The sequence below is a fragment of the Stenotrophomonas sp. FR024 genome, from assembly GCF_047500745.2.
Taxonomy (GTDB): domain Bacteria; phylum Pseudomonadota; class Gammaproteobacteria; order Xanthomonadales; family Xanthomonadaceae; genus Stenotrophomonas; species Stenotrophomonas maltophilia_A.
In genome coordinates this window covers 39,003-52,001 of sequence record NZ_JAXAXM020000009.1, presented here as the reverse complement: position 1 = coordinate 52,001, position 12,999 = coordinate 39,003, and the positions used below count along the sequence as shown (strand labels likewise).

Annotated in this window: 15 protein-coding genes; 8 read left to right on the top strand and 7 right to left on the bottom strand. The window is 67.8% G+C overall.

Features of this window, described 5'->3' with window-relative positions; all coding sequences use genetic code 11:
- The first annotated feature begins 46 nt into the window (after positions 1 to 46).
- Complete coding sequence (locus ACMZ91_RS11700) at positions 47 to 526, top strand: Lrp/AsnC ligand binding domain-containing protein (RefSeq protein WP_005407919.1); 480 nt, start codon at positions 47 to 49, stop codon at positions 524 to 526.
- Positions 527 to 582: 56 nt separating this feature from the next.
- On the opposite strand, the gene ACMZ91_RS11695 is transcribed toward ACMZ91_RS11700, so the two are convergent.
- Together ACMZ91_RS11695 and ACMZ91_RS11690 are read right to left on the bottom strand one after the other, a co-directional pair.
- Positions 583 to 783 carry a hypothetical protein gene (locus tag ACMZ91_RS11695; protein ID WP_049463463.1) on the bottom strand — a complete coding sequence of 67 codons (201 nt, stop codon included), beginning with the start codon at positions 781 to 783 and terminating at the stop codon, positions 583 to 585.
- 144 nt (positions 784 to 927) lie between these two features.
- A complete protein-coding gene (locus ACMZ91_RS11690; RefSeq protein WP_049398340.1) occupies positions 928 to 1,305 on the bottom strand; it encodes a hypothetical protein in 378 nt (125 codons plus the stop codon).
- 141 nt (positions 1,306 to 1,446) lie between these two features.
- On the opposite strand from ACMZ91_RS11690, the gene msrB reads away from it, so the two are divergent.
- The 5 genes from msrB to ACMZ91_RS11665 all read left to right on the top strand — a co-directional run bounded on the left by msrB (position 1,447) and on the right by ACMZ91_RS11665 (position 4,708).
- Positions 1,447 to 1,914, top strand: a complete 468-nt coding sequence (msrB, locus tag ACMZ91_RS11685; protein WP_049463465.1) for a peptide-methionine (R)-S-oxide reductase MsrB — start codon at positions 1,447 to 1,449, stop codon at positions 1,912 to 1,914.
- 91 nt (positions 1,915 to 2,005) lie between these two features.
- Positions 2,006 to 2,860, top strand: coding sequence for a flagellar motor stator protein MotA (gene motA / locus ACMZ91_RS11680; protein ID WP_032128746.1), 855 nt, complete (start codon positions 2,006 to 2,008; stop codon positions 2,858 to 2,860).
- Between the two features lie 3 nt (positions 2,861 to 2,863).
- Positions 2,864 to 3,802: a flagellar motor protein MotB gene (gene motB, locus ACMZ91_RS11675; protein WP_049398339.1), complete on the top strand. Its 939-nt coding sequence runs from the start codon at positions 2,864 to 2,866 to the stop codon at positions 3,800 to 3,802.
- Positions 3,803 to 3,930: 128 nt separating this feature from the next.
- The gene (locus ACMZ91_RS11670; protein ID WP_049463467.1) at positions 3,931 to 4,419 is read left to right on the top strand and encodes a hypothetical protein; all 489 of its coding nucleotides are present in this window, start codon (positions 3,931 to 3,933) and stop codon (positions 4,417 to 4,419) included.
- A gap of 13 nt (positions 4,420 to 4,432) precedes the next feature.
- Complete coding sequence (locus tag ACMZ91_RS11665) at positions 4,433 to 4,708, top strand: DUF4031 domain-containing protein (protein WP_049463469.1); 276 nt, start codon at positions 4,433 to 4,435, stop codon at positions 4,706 to 4,708.
- Between the two features lie 39 nt (positions 4,709 to 4,747).
- Here the strand turns inward: ACMZ91_RS11665 and ACMZ91_RS11660 are convergent, their stop codons facing one another.
- Positions 4,748 to 5,290, bottom strand: a complete 543-nt coding sequence (locus ACMZ91_RS11660; RefSeq protein ID WP_005407911.1) for a DUF6630 family protein — start codon at positions 5,288 to 5,290, stop codon at positions 4,748 to 4,750.
- A 90-nt stretch (positions 5,291 to 5,380) separates the two neighbouring features.
- Between ACMZ91_RS11660 and ACMZ91_RS11655 the strand changes: the two genes are divergently transcribed.
- The gene (locus ACMZ91_RS11655) at positions 5,381 to 5,629 is read left to right on the top strand and encodes a DUF3297 family protein (RefSeq protein WP_032128750.1); all 249 of its coding nucleotides are present in this window, start codon (positions 5,381 to 5,383) and stop codon (positions 5,627 to 5,629) included.
- 90 nt (positions 5,630 to 5,719) lie between these two features.
- On the opposite strand, the gene ACMZ91_RS11650 is transcribed toward ACMZ91_RS11655, so the two are convergent.
- From ACMZ91_RS11650 to ACMZ91_RS11640, 3 genes are all read right to left on the bottom strand, one after another.
- Entirely contained in the window at positions 5,720 to 7,369 is a 1,650-nt protein-coding gene (locus tag ACMZ91_RS11650) for a Na+/H+ antiporter (RefSeq protein ID WP_032128751.1), read from the bottom strand.
- Positions 7,370 to 7,486: 117 nt separating this feature from the next.
- Positions 7,487 to 8,275 (bottom strand): dioxygenase family protein, encoded by a 789-nt coding sequence (locus ACMZ91_RS11645; protein ID WP_049463471.1) that lies wholly within the window; start codon positions 8,273 to 8,275, stop codon positions 7,487 to 7,489.
- 31 nt (positions 8,276 to 8,306) lie between these two features.
- Positions 8,307 to 8,717, bottom strand: a complete 411-nt coding sequence (locus ACMZ91_RS11640) for a DoxX family protein (RefSeq protein ID WP_049424804.1) — start codon at positions 8,715 to 8,717, stop codon at positions 8,307 to 8,309.
- Positions 8,718 to 8,813: 96 nt separating this feature from the next.
- Here ACMZ91_RS11640 and ACMZ91_RS11635 point away from each other — a divergent pair, with 96 nt between their 5' ends.
- The gene (locus tag ACMZ91_RS11635) at positions 8,814 to 9,695 is read left to right on the top strand and encodes a LysR family transcriptional regulator (RefSeq protein ID WP_049424802.1); all 882 of its coding nucleotides are present in this window, start codon (positions 8,814 to 8,816) and stop codon (positions 9,693 to 9,695) included.
- 95 nt (positions 9,696 to 9,790) lie between these two features.
- Here ACMZ91_RS11635 and ACMZ91_RS11630 read toward each other — a convergent pair whose 3' ends face one another.
- Positions 9,791 to 12,853 carry a bifunctional diguanylate cyclase/phosphodiesterase gene (locus tag ACMZ91_RS11630; protein WP_049463473.1) on the bottom strand — a complete coding sequence of 1,021 codons (3,063 nt, stop codon included), beginning with the start codon at positions 12,851 to 12,853 and terminating at the stop codon, positions 9,791 to 9,793.
- Positions 12,854 to 12,999: the final 146 nt, after the last annotated feature.

Below are 12,999 nucleotides of genomic sequence, written 5' to 3'. Positions count from 1 at the left end.
ACCGGCAGGATGTTCCCCTGCAATTCATTCCCCAAGGTTGACGGCCATGGCCACCCGTACCCGCGAACTGGACAAGATCGATCGCAAGATCCTGCGCATCCTGCAGGCCGAGGGCCGTATCTCCTTCACCGAACTGGGCGAGCGGGTCGGCCTGTCCACCACCCCGTGTACCGAGCGCGTGCGCCGGCTCGAGCGCGAGGGGGTGATCACCGGCTACCACGCCCACTTGGACCCGGCGGCGGTGAAGGCCAGCCTGCTGGTATTCGTGGAGATCAGCCTGGCCTACAAGTCCGGTGACATCTTCGAGGAGTTCCGGCGCGCCGCCCTGAAGCTGCCCAACGTGCTGGAGTGCCATCTGGTCTCGGGCGACTTCGATTACCTGCTGAAGGCGCGGATCAGCGAGATGGCCTCCTACCGCAAGCTGCTCGGCAGCACCCTGCTGACACTGCCGCATGTGCGTGAGTCGAAGAGCTACATCGTGATGGAAGAAGTGAAGGAAACGCTGAGCCTGCCGATTCCGGATTGAGTCCGGAACGGTAGTGGGGCCAGATCCCGTGCAGCGGGCTCTGACCCCCGGGTCCGTCAGCGCTGCTGCGGATGCTTCTGCGAGCGCTGTTCCTGCTGCTTGCCACCCTTGTGCGGCTGCTGCGGCTCCATCTGCTGCTGTTGCTGTTGCTGTTGCTGTTGCTGCTGTTGTTGCTGCGGGTTGCGGCCCTGCGGTTCCTTGCCGGGATGACGGTTCTGCTGGTTTTTCATGATCGCGATCCAGTGGACGAAGGACATGCGGCGGCGCAATGCCGGCGCACGGTCACGTTGGTCCCGGAACGGTTAATCGCAGGCGAAAAAGCAGTGATCTGCAGCGGGTTGTTTTCGTGCGTTCAGGCCGGACAGCGTGCGGTAGCCGCCAACCTCGTTTGGCACCCGAGATCAGCGCTTGATCTGCTGGCCATCGCCGGCCGGCACGCTGTCGTAATAGCGGCCGGTACGCGAATCGAACACGCGGTTCGGACCGGCCGGGCGTACCCCGGGGACGATGCGGCCATTGCGGTCGTACACCTTGTCGGCCGGCTTCGGCGCCGGGGTGGGCGCGATCTGGGCGGGACCGGTGGACCTGATCGGCTGCGCCGGCTGCGGCGACGGCAGGACCTGCGGCTGCGGGCGAGCGGCCTGCGGCGGCGGCATCACCGGCTGCGGTGCCACGGTGGTGGCACTGCGGGTGGCGGTCGGGCTCGACGACGTCGGTACCTGGGCCTGCGCGACCAGGGGCAACAGGGCCATCAACAGCAGGGAAAGGGTCGGTTTCATGTCACGCTCCGGCGTGGATCACATTTACCTTGCGCCTGCACCTGTGTGCCGGCCATGAACGGCCATCACACTTGCAAGCGCGCGCCGGCACCCCCACGTTTTCCGCCATCCCCAGGCCATCAACCCCCACGGAGCGCCGCCATGACTGCCTTCGACCTGACGCCCCCCACCGCCACCCAGACCGAGGCGCTGATCGCCGGCCTCAGCAGTGAAGAGCGCCGCGTGCTGCTGCAGCACGGTACCGAGGCGCCGTTCTGCGGCGTGTTCCTCGACAACAAGCGCGAGGGCGTCTACTGCTGCCGGCTGTGCGCACTGCCGCTGTTCCGCTCCAGCACCAAGTTCGATTCCGGCACCGGTTGGCCGAGCTTCTTCGCCCCGTTCGACCCGGCACACGTGCGCGAAATCCGCGATACCAGCCACGGCATGGTCCGCACCGAGATCACCTGTGCGCGCTGTGGCAGCCATCTGGGCCACGTATTCCCGGACGGCCCGCCGCCCACCTACGAGCGCCACTGCCTGAACTCCGTCTCACTTTTGTTCACCGGCAATGGCGAGCCCTGGCCCGACCCGTTGCAGCGTGGCGGCGCCGAAAGCGGCGTGGCGGGCTGAAACACCCCGCTGACCGATTTCACAGAATTCCCTCTTCAGAAAACCGGGCGACGGGCCGACAAGGAGATATCCCCTCTCCTTGCGTCGCCCCATGCTCATCATCGTTGGATTCCTGGTCGTCATCGTCAGCGTGATCGGGGGCTATCTCGGTGCCCACGGCCGCCTGGGTGCCCTCTGGCAGCCCTACGAGCTGGTCATCATCGGTGGCGCCGCGCTCGGCGCCTTCCTGGTCGGCACCCCGGCCAAGACGGTCAAGCAGACCCTGCAGGCCATGGTCGGCGTGTTCAAGGGCCCGCGCTACAAGCAGCAGGACTACATCGATGTCCTCAGCCTGCTCTATGAACTGCTCAACAAGGCCCGCCGCGAAGGCTTCATGGCGCTGGAAGACCACGTCGAGCGCCCGGCCGAAAGCGCGCTGTTCGGCAACTACCCCAAGGTGCAGGCCGACCACCACCTGATCGACTTCATCACCGACTGCCTGCGCCTGATGATCGGCAGCAACATCGAGCCACACGAGCTGGAGCCGCTGCTGGAACTGGAGCTGGAAAAGCACCACGCCGAGGCCATGGCGCCGTCGCAGGTGCTGACCAAGGTCGCCGACGGACTGCCCGGTTTCGGCATCGTCGCGGCGGTGCTCGGCATCGTCATCACCATGGGTTCGATCGGCGGGGATATCGTCGAGGTCGGCGGCCATGTGGCCGGCGCGCTGGTCGGTACCTTCCTGGGCATCCTGCTGGGCTACGGTTTCGTCGGCCCGATGGCGGCAGCGATGGAAGCGCGCGCCGAGCAGGACAGCCGCATCTACGAATCGGTGAAGACCGCGCTGCTGGCCTGCCTGCGTGGCTACAACCCGAAGATCGCGCTGGAATTCGCCCGCAAGACGCTGCCGTCGAACGTGCGCCCGGCCTTCTCCGATTTCGAGCAGCACCTGAAGACGGTCAAGTAAGCCATGGCCGAGACCAAGCCCACCGTCATCGTCCGTCGGGTCAAGAAGGCCGGCCACGCCGCCCATCATGGCGGTTCGTGGAAGGTGGCGTATGCCGACTTCGTGACCGCGATGATGGCGTTCTTCCTGGTGCTGTGGCTGATGGCCACCACCAACAAGAACGACCGTGCGGCCATTTCCGAGTACTTCCGCAACCCCAGCCCGCTGAGCGGGCAGAACGCCACGCCGGCGCCCGGCATGGCCGGCCCGGGTGGCGCCAGCACCTCGATGATCAAGCTCGGTGGTGCCACCGACATCTCGCGGGGCAGCAGCAACGATCCCTTCCAGAACCAGAAGGAAGCGGTGCCGCAGCCGGTGGACCAGCAGCAGCGCGACAAGCAGCAGCTGGAAGCGCTGATGAAGGAACTGCAGGAGGCGATCAGCAAGAGCCAGGCGCTGGAGCCGTTCAAGGACCAGCTGCTGCTGGATCTGACCCCGGAAGGCCTGCGCATCCAGATCGTGGACAAGCAGAACCGGCCGATGTTCGACCTCGGCAGCGCCACGCTGAAGCCGTACACGCAGCAGATCCTGCACGAGTTGGCCAACTACCTGAACCACGTGCCGAACCGGATCAGCCTGACCGGCCACACCGACATCACCGCCTATTCGGCCGCGCGCGGCTACGGCAACTGGGAACTGAGCGCCGATCGTGCCAACGCCGCACGGCGCGCACTGGTGGACGGCGGCCTGGAGGACAGCAAGATCACCCGCGTGGTCGGCCTGTCTTCGTCGGTGCTGTTCGACAAGGCCGACCCGCAGAATCCGATCAACCGCCGCATCAGCATCGTGGTGATGACCCAGGCCGCCGAAGCAGCCGCCCTGGCCGGTGCCGGCCCGCAGGTGGGGCTGTCGGCCCCCGCCGCCGACCCGGACGTGCAGGCCGCGCAGGGTCCGGCAAAGTAAACGGTAGGTGCGGACCTTGGTCCGCACATCCGGGAAAAGCGTGCGGACCAAGGTCCGCACCCACCAGGGGCATGACCCGGCGCACCCGCTACAATGGTGGTCTTTCCGTTTCCAGGTGACCCCACCCCATGTCCCAGAACTCCAAGGCCAAGCGCGACAAGCGCAAGAAGCAGCAGGCCAAGCGCCCGTTCCTGCGCCTGAACGCGCAGCAGCAGGTGCAGAACCATGCCGTGCTGACCAACGAAGACGGCCAGGTGGTCGCGGCCATCGGCCTGCAGGGCCGTGAGTGGCTGCTGGCCATCGGCGGCCAGACCATGGGCAACGCCGAGAACCCGGTGCCGATGCTGGCCATGCTCAAGCACCTGGCCAACGTGCAGGAGAAGGAAGGCCGCAAGGTCAACCTGGAGTACTCCGAACTGCTGCAGAAGCTGCTGGACACCCTGGCGGCCGAATCCGAGCAGACCGCCGACGAGTACCTGGACAAGCTGGTTGCCGAGTTCGAAGGCGTCGACGCTGCTGAAGGCGAGGAAGGCGAAGCCGCCGAGGGCGACGTGGCCGAAGAAGCCGCTGCCGAGGCCACTCCGGCCGCTGACAGCGACAGCAAGCCGCAGGCCTGAACCGGCCGCGGCGGTGACAGTCTACGTCGATGACGCGGTGCATCCCTGGCGCGGACAGCGCTGGGCGCACCTGATGGCCGACACCCTGGCCGAGCTGCACGCGATGGCGGCGCAGCTCGGCATTCCCCCGCGGGCCTTCCAGAACAAGGCCAGCGGTGCCCACTACGATGTCACTTCCGAGCTGCGCGCACAGGCGATCGCGCTCGGTGCGCGGGCGATCTCAAGGCACACCGACCGCGCGCTGGTCAAAGCGGTGATCGCCAACGCCAGGGCGCAGTACCGGCCGTAGATGGGAGCGCCGGGCATGGCCCGGCGCTACCGATCAATCTCAGAACGGGTCGCTGCCCAGCCGGATTTCCACGTTCAGCAGCGAGCACAGCGCCAGCATCGCGTCGTCGTCGCGGGTCAGCGCCATCACGCCGGTGAAGCCGTCGCTGCCGGCATCCACGCTCCACAGCGTGTAATTGTGCTCGCGCAGGCGGTCGAATGCGGTGGACATCAGCTGCACGCCGTCCAGGTCTTCGGCGAAGTCCTCGTCGTCCAGGTCGCCGCCCCAGTCCAGCTGCAGGTTGAAGCGCGCCGACAGCTCGTTCACCGCCGACTGCAGCGATTCCAGGTCATCTCGTTCCACCTCGAAACCGGACTGCCAGGCAATGGCCGTGAACAGCGCTGGCAGCCAGTCGCTGTCCGCTTCCAGCGGCTGCCCGTCCTCGGCCAGGTGCTCGCGCCAGCGGTTGAACTGCTGCAGGGCCAGCTCTTCGTCGCCCGGGTTGATCAGTACCAGCAGGTTCCAGACCCGCGCCTCGAAGCCGTCTTCGTCGAAGTCGTGGATGTCTTCCTCGAAGTCGAAATAGTCGCTGTTGTCGGGCATGGCGGAACTTCCTCTGGGGCAGGCCGGCATTCTACGGTTTATCCTGTGCCGCTGAAGCCGGCCTTGGTGGCCGTCACTGTGAATGAAGCGATGAGCGATACCCCTCCCGACCACCTGGCGATCAACCCGGCCAGCCCCTTCCATGATGCGCAGGCGCTGGAGCGCGGCGTTGGCGTGCGTTTCAACGACGTCGAGCGCGACAACGTCGAGGAATACTCGGTCAGCGAAGGCTGGATCCGCGTGCAGGCCGGCAAGGCCCGCGACCGCCGCGGCAACCCGATGACCATCAAGGTCAAGGGCAAGGTCGAGGCGTATTTCCTGGACCAGAAGCCGGAATAACCCGCGCCGTGGGATCGGTAGAGTCGAGCTTGCTCGACTGCTTTGCGAAAGAGCAGTCGAGCAAGCTCGACTCTACGCTTCGGGGCAGGGTCACTCGCGCTTGCGCGATTCCAGCAGGTCCAGGTTGCGGATCAGGCGCCGCGAGATCTCATCGGAGATCACCCCGCGCCGGGTCAGCCGGAACAGCTCCTCGCGCTCGGCATTGAGGCCGGCACTGCGCAGCTGGCGGTAGCCCAGTTCCATGCGCCGCACCTTCTCCGGGTCCACGTCGGGCCCGTCGCTGTCCTTCTCCAGGTGGCGCTGGTACAGCAGGCTGACCCGCGAGGCGGCGTCGTTGTACAGCTGCACGTTCTCGGTGTTCTGGTTCATCACCATCTGCTGGCGCATGCGCTCGACCCCGGCCAGCGCCGCCTTCGACGACAGCCGGCGCGCCAGATCCTCTTCCTTGCGCTCACCCGAATCGGACGGCAGCTGCAGGCCTTTCAACAGCCGCGGCAGCGCGATGCTGGCGCCCAGCAGCGAGAACAGGATCACCGACGCGGCCAGGAAGATCACCAGGTCACGCGCCGGGAACGCACTGCCGTCGGGCAGGAACAGCGGCAGGGTCAACACGCCGGCCAGGGTGATCGCACCGCGCACGCCGGCCACCGAGGTCGCCACCACGATGCGCCAGTTCGGCGCCTCGCCCCGCTCCAGGCCGCGACGACGCGCGCGCAGCAGGTTCCAGCGCAGCGACAGCCACACCCACAGCAGGCGCAGCACGACCAGTGCCAGATTGATCACCACCACATACACCAGCAGCCACCACGCACTCTGGTGGCCGGTCTCGTTCATGGTGGTGGTGGCGCGTTCGACGATGCCCGGCAGCTGCTCGCCCAGCAGCACGAACATGATGCCGTTGAAGCTGAACTGCAGCATGTTCCAGACCCCGGCACGCTGCACGCGCATGCTGCCGGAGACACGGCCGGTCAGCTCGACATAGCTCATCGCGATACCGGCAGCGACCGCGGCGAGGATGCCCGAGGCATGGATCTCTTCGGCCAGCAGGTAGGCCGCGAACGGAATCAGCAGGTTGACCAGCATCGCCGCGCCAGGCTCTTCGCCGAAGCGGCGCCACAGCCAGCGCTGGAAGGTGGACACACCCAGCGTCACTGCCACTCCCACAGCAAGGCCGGCCACCGCCACCCACACGAAGGTCAGCGAGGCGGTGGCCAGCGAGAAGGTGCCGGTCATCACTGCCGCCACCGCGAAGCGGAAGCAGACCAGGCCCGAGGCATCGTTCAGCAGCGACTCGCCCTCAAGGATGTGCATCAGGCGCTTGGGAATCGGCGCCTTGGAAGCGATGGCCCCGACCGCCACCGGGTCGGTCGGCGACACGATGGCCGCCAGCGCGAAGCACACCGCCAGCGGCATCACTGGAATCAGCCAGTGGATGAGGAAGCCGGCGCCGATGACGGTGAACACCACCAGGCCGAACGCCAGCTCGAGGATCGCGCCCTTGTCGCGGAACAGGCCCTGTTTGGGAATGCGCCAGCCATCCAGGAACAGCAGCGGCGGCAGGAACAGCAGGAAGAACACCTCCGGCTCCAGCGCGTGGCCGCGGTTGAACACGCCGGCGATGACCGCACCCAGGCCGATCTGCACCAGCGGCAGCGGCAACGAGAACGGCAGGACACGAACCAGGTAGCCGCTGGCGACAACGGCCACCAGCATCGCCAGGACGACTTCAATGGTATGCATGCTTCTTCCAGGAAGCGGCGCGCGGGGAGGCTCGCAAGCCAGCGCCGGAAACCCGGAAAAAACTACCACATGCGGCCATGACCGCGACGGCCGGGGCCGCCGCGCGTCAGCCCCGGCTCATGCCCCGTCGAAGCGGTACAGATCCATGGCGAGGAAGCCGGCATCGATACCGGCGTCGATGCGGCGTGCACCGAAGCCGCCCTCGCCGGCCGCGCCCATCGCGAAGAACAGCGGCAGCAGGTGCTCGTCGGTCGGGTGCGCACGTTCGGCGAACGGCGCCTGCCGACGGTAATCGAGCAGGGCCTGGCGGTCGTCGGCGGCCAGGCGCTGCTCCACCCACTCGATGAAGGGCCGCACGTACGGCGCTTCCTTGCCGTCCTGGTAGTCGCCCCAGTCGTGCAGGTTGTGGGTGATGCTGCCCGAGCCGACCAGCAGCACGCCCTGCTCGCGCAGCGGCGCCAGCGCGCGGCCGAGCGCGAACTGGTGCTCGGGGCCGAGCATCGGCTGGATCGACAGCGGCACCACCGGGATGTCGGCCTGCGGGCGCAGCAGCCGCAGCGGCACCCAGGCACCGTGGTCGAGGCCACGCTGCGGGTCGAGTGCCACCGGCAGGCCAGCGGCGGCGATGCGGCCGGCCACCTCTTCGGCCAGCGCCGGATCGCCCGGCGCCGGGTACTGCAGTTCAAACAGCGCGCGCGGGAAGCCGCCGAAGTCATGGATGGTCGGTGGCTGCGGATGCGCGCCGACCAGCGGCTGCCGGCCCAGCCAGTGCGCCGAGGCCATCACGATGGCGCGCGGCGTCGGCAGGTCGCGCGCCAGCTCGGCCAGGCGCACGCCAACCTGGCCCGGATGCAGGGCGGTCATCGGCGAACCATGCGAGATGTACAGCGAAGGCAGGCGGGACATGGAATTCTCCAGTTGCAGGGTCAGGCGGCGATCAGCGCGAACGCAGGGTCCACTTGCCATCGCCGACCAGGAACAGCACTACCAGCGCCAGTGCCCAGAACGCCGGGTATTCCCAGCCGCCGCCGGCATTGGCGAAACCGAAGCCGTTGGCGCCGTGCACGGTGACGATGGTGCCCAGCAGCAGCGGCACACCGACAAGGCCCACCCAGCGTGCGTAGATGCCCAGCAGGAGCGCGACGGTGATCACCAGCTCGACGCCGATGGTGAGGTAGCCGAGCACGCCGGGCAGGCCCAGCGACTCGAAGAACGCCGCCGTGCCGGCCGGGGTGAATACCAGCAGCTTGATCAGCGCATGGACCAGGAACAGCACGCCCAGGGCCAGGCGCAGCAGGGTGGCGCCGTACGGGGCCAGCGGCGAAACAGGAGCGGTCGTGGTGTGCATGGGGAAACACCTTGAAGGGAGTAGGCACAGGTTATTGCGCCTTCGTGGACCAATAAATACGATGGATTGACCGTATTTATTTCAAAAGGCGCAACAATGGACACCCTCGAGGCGATGCGCGTGTTCGTGGCGGTGGTCGAGCGCAACGGCTTCAGTGCCGCCGCCCAGGCCCTGGATATGTCCACTGCCGGCGTCACCCGCCAGGTCGCCGCGCTGGAAAAGCGCCTGTCCACCCGCCTGCTCCACCGCACCACGCGCCGGGTCAGCCCGACCAGTGCCGGTGCCGCCTACTACGCCCAGTGCGTGCGCCTGCTGGCCGAGTTCGACGCGCTGGAGGCCAGCATCGGCGCGCAGGCGCTGGAGCCCTCCGGCACGCTGCGCATCAACGCACCGGTCAGTTGGGGCATCGCCCGCCTCGGCCCGCTGCTGGCCAGCTACCGCGAACGCTTCCCGCAGGTGGAACTGGACCTGGCCCTGTCCGACCGGCTGGTGGACATGGTCGAGGAAGGCTACGACGTCGCCATCCGCATCACCCGCGAGCCGGGGCCGACGTTGATCGCGCGACGTCTGGGCGAATCGCGGGTGAGCCTGTGCGCCGCGCCGGCCTACCTGGCCGCACGCGGTACGCCACAGACGCCGCAGGAGCTGCAGGCCCACGCCTGCCTGAGCTACAGCTACTGGGCCGCTGGCGACCATTGGCCGCTACAGGGACCGGGCGGCGAAGTGAAGGTGGCGGTAAGCAGCCTGCTGCACGCCAACAACGGCGACGTGCTGCGCGAAGCGGCGATCGCCGGTATGGGCGTGATCCTGCAGCCCGATTTCCTGCTGGAAGACGCGCTGGCCGATGGCCGCCTGGTGCGCATCCTGCCCGAATGGGAGGCCTCGCCGATCGGCATCTTCGCGGTCTATACCAGCCGCAGCCATCTGGCACCGAAGGTGCGCAGTTTCATCGACCATCTGGTGGAGGCCGGGGTGTAGCCGAATCTGGCGCTTGCCGGTAGTGCCGGCCGCTGGCCGGCAATCAGACACATCCCGGTCCTGGGCGAATGCCGGCCAGCGGCCGGCACTACCACTTAGGCGGCAACCTCATCCAGCGCCTCGATGATCCGTTCCAGCGGCGCCGGCCGCCCGAGCAGGTAACCCTGCACCTGGTCGCAGCCGTGCGCAGCCAGCCAGTCCAGCTGCCCCGGCGTTTCCACGCCCTCGGCGATGATGGTCAGGCCCATGCTGTGGCCCAGCGACAGCAGCGCGCGGCAGATCGAGGCATTGCGCGGATTGGTTTCCACGTCGGCGACGAAGCTGCGGTCGATCTTCAGGATGTCCAATGGCAGGTGCTGCAGGTAGGACATGCTGGAATAGCCGGTACCGAAATCATCCAGCGACACGCTGATGCCCTGCTCGTGCAGGCGTTGCATGGTCTGCATCGCCTGCGCCGGCTTGCGCATCAGGCTGCTCTCGGTCAGCTCCACGTGCAGCGCGCCGCGGGCCAGGCCGAACTCCTGCTGCGCGCGGGTGAACTCGGCCACCAGATCGCTGTTGAAGAACTGCACCGCCGATACATTGACCGCGATCGGCAGCTCGCCCCAACCGGCCTCGACCAGCCGGCGCTGCGCCTTCGCCGCCGCACGGATCACCCAGCGCCCCAGTGCCAGGATCAGCCCGGTGTCCTCACACAGCTGGATGAACTCGTTGGGCGGGATGAAGCTGCCATCGGCCTGCGGCCAGCGCAGCAGAGCCTCCAGCGCGGCCGGGCTGCCATCGCTGGCGTGCCGGATCGGCTGGAAATACAGCTGGAACTCGTTGTCGATGGCGGCGTGGATGCGTCCGGCCAGGCGCAGGCGGTCGGCCAACCGCGTGGTCACCGCCGCGTCGAACCAGACCACCACGTTGCCTTCGGCGCGCGCGGCATGCGCGGCCTGTGCGGCCATGCCGATCACCTGCTCGGCGCTGTGGCCGTCGCCGGCAATGTGCACGGCCACGCCGATGCGCGGCTCGAACTGGTGCAGCGAATCCTTGCCGCGCATCGGCGCCGACACGATCTGCAGCAGGTCGTCCAGCACGCGCTGGGTATCGTGCTCGGCACCGATGGCGAACACGAAGTCCTCCGCCGGCTGGAATGCCAGCGTGCCGCAGCGCGCGCCCAGGCCACCGAGCCGGGTCGCCATCGACTGCAGCACCGCATCGCCGATCTCGCGGCCCAGCGTGTCGGCCACCAGCTGCAGTCCTCGCAACTGCACGAAGGCGATGGTGTAGCCCTCCTGCTGTTCGTCCAGCTGTTCGGTCAACGCACGCACGTTGAGCAGGCCGGTGGCCGGGTTGTGCCGCGCCTGGTAGGCCAGGTCGCGCTCGTAAGCCAGCCGCTCGCTCACATCCTCGGCCAGCACCAGGCAGGCGGGCTGGCCATCGAAATCGAGCTTGGACAGGTGTGCGCGCACTTCGAACACACTGCCGTCCTTGCGCCGGTGCAGGCGCACGGTGGCATCCTGCAGCTCGCCGACACGGGCCTTGGCGATCGCACCCTTCACCTCGTCCCAGCCTTCGCGCGGGCGGATGTCGAGGATGCTCATCGCCAGGAATTCCTCGCGGCTGTAGCCATACTGGCGCACGGCGGCATCGTTGACCTCGATGAAGCGCAGCGTATCCGGATCGAACACCCAGAACGGCGCTGGATTGCGGTCGAACAACAGGCGGAAGCGGCGTTCCACTTCGCTCATCTGCTCGCGGGCCTGGTAGCGTTCGCTCAGGTCGGTCAGGGCACCGATCATGCGGCGCTCGCTGTCGGCCACCTCCACCCGCTGCCCGCGTGCGCCCACCCAGCGCACTGCGCCTCCGGGCAGCACCAGGCGGAACACCTGGTCGAGCACCGCGCCACCGGCGAAGGCCTGGTCGAAGGCCTGCTGCAGGCGCGCTGCATCATCACGATGCACGCGCGCGAAGAAATCGGCCACCGGCAGCGCATCGGTCTGCACGCCGAAGATCTCACGCGCCAGCGGTGACCAGCGCAACAGTGCGGCATCCTCGTCCACGTACCAGGTGCAGACGCGCCCAACCTGGTGGGCCAGGCGCAGTTCGGCATGCCCGGTCTTCAGTTCCTCCGCCATCGACTGCTGGCGGCGGGTGCTGCGGCGCACCGCGTACAGCAGGACCAGCAGCACCCCGACGTAGGCCAGCACGATTGCTACTGACGCCTGCAGGTAGGGCCACCATGGCGCCAGCACGTCCTCATCGGCCAACCCGACCTGCACCGCCAGCGGGCTGCGCTCCAGCGTGCTGATGGTGATGATGCGCTGCACACCATCGACCGCGCCCGGCAGGCTGCCCAGCTCGACCACGGCCTGCTTGCCGAGCAGGTCGCGATGCGCGAGATCGTAGCGTCGGCCGACCGTGCCGTGCGGGTCCGGTACGCGGGCCAGCATGTAGCCTTCCGCATCGCTGATCGACACCAGCCCGTTCGGGCCAACATCGAGGCCGCCGATGATGCGCTGCAGTTCGCCGCAGCGCAGCCGCGCCAGCAACCAGCGGTCACCGGCCATCGGCAGCGCCAGCGGCACCACCCAGCCACCGTCGCTGGCGCGCAGCGGCGGGCCGATGTACAGCGAACTGCCCAGGCCGCGGCGCTGCGGATCGGTCCACAGCGGCAGGTTCAGGTCACCTTTGCCGGCCGTCAGGGCGCGGCCATAGCTGTCCAGCACCACGATGCTGTGCAGCTCGGCATGCCGGCGCAGCACGCCGCCGATGGAGGCATCAAGCAGCGCCGGCGCCTGCGCGGGCACGCTGCGGAACACTTCAACGGCATCGGCGGCGATGCCGGACATCGCCCGCTCCAGGTTGCGCAGCTCCAGCGCCAGCAGGCGCTCGCTGCCCACCGCCAGTGCACGGCTCTGGCGCTGTGCGGCCTCCAGCCGGCGGTGATGGTCGTTGGCCAGCATGGTGGTCAACCCGGCCACCAGCAGAATGCCCAGCAACACCCCGCCCCAGGTAATGGCGCGCAGCGGCCGGGCCAACGCCCGTTTCAGCGCGGGCATCGGTTGGTCTTCCTTGTGCAGTCGGCTGGCTTCATGCGCGAACGAATCCTCCACATCCCCGACCTCAACGGCCGGCGGACGCCATTCTTGACGCCTGACCCGCCCCCGCATGGCCACCTCCCCGTGTCCGCGCAGGGCTCCTGAGGCCAGCATGCACCACACCGGTGACGGCGTGAAGATCGCTTCCGCGCGTTCAGCCAGATCCCGCACAGGGCGGGCGGCACTACGGGAGGGCCAGCCGGGGCGGAGCGGATTAG

Excerpts from the sequence above, each read along its gene's own strand:
- ACMZ91_RS11645 (WP_049463471.1), bottom strand. The coding sequence starts at position 8,275 with ATGTCCCGCCTGCCTTCGCTGTACATCTCGCATGGTTCGCCGATGACC.
- ACMZ91_RS11630 (WP_049463473.1), bottom strand. The coding sequence starts at position 12,853 with ATGCGGGGGCGGGTCAGGCGTCAAGAATGGCGTCCGCCGGCCGTTGAG.
- ACMZ91_RS11660 (WP_005407911.1), bottom strand. The coding sequence starts at position 5,290 with ATGCCCGACAACAGCGACTATTTCGACTTCGAGGAAGACATCCACGAC.
- ACMZ91_RS11670 (WP_049463467.1), top strand. The coding sequence starts at position 3,931 with ATGTCCCAGAACTCCAAGGCCAAGCGCGACAAGCGCAAGAAGCAGCAG.
- motA (WP_032128746.1), top strand. The coding sequence starts at position 2,006 with ATGCTCATCATCGTTGGATTCCTGGTCGTCATCGTCAGCGTGATCGGG.
- motB (WP_049398339.1), top strand. The coding sequence starts at position 2,864 with ATGGCCGAGACCAAGCCCACCGTCATCGTCCGTCGGGTCAAGAAGGCC.
- ACMZ91_RS11695 (WP_049463463.1), bottom strand. The coding sequence starts at position 783 with ATGTCCTTCGTCCACTGGATCGCGATCATGAAAAACCAGCAGAACCGT.
- ACMZ91_RS11700 (WP_005407919.1), top strand. The coding sequence starts at position 47 with ATGGCCACCCGTACCCGCGAACTGGACAAGATCGATCGCAAGATCCTG.
- ACMZ91_RS11655 (WP_032128750.1), top strand. The coding sequence starts at position 5,381 with ATGAGCGATACCCCTCCCGACCACCTGGCGATCAACCCGGCCAGCCCC.
- ACMZ91_RS11640 (WP_049424804.1), bottom strand. The coding sequence starts at position 8,717 with ATGCACACCACGACCGCTCCTGTTTCGCCGCTGGCCCCGTACGGCGCC.
- ACMZ91_RS11690 (WP_049398340.1), bottom strand. The coding sequence starts at position 1,305 with ATGAAACCGACCCTTTCCCTGCTGTTGATGGCCCTGTTGCCCCTGGTC.
- msrB (WP_049463465.1), top strand. The coding sequence starts at position 1,447 with ATGACTGCCTTCGACCTGACGCCCCCCACCGCCACCCAGACCGAGGCG.
- ACMZ91_RS11650 (WP_032128751.1), bottom strand. The coding sequence starts at position 7,369 with ATGCATACCATTGAAGTCGTCCTGGCGATGCTGGTGGCCGTTGTCGCC.
- ACMZ91_RS11635 (WP_049424802.1), top strand. The coding sequence starts at position 8,814 with ATGGACACCCTCGAGGCGATGCGCGTGTTCGTGGCGGTGGTCGAGCGC.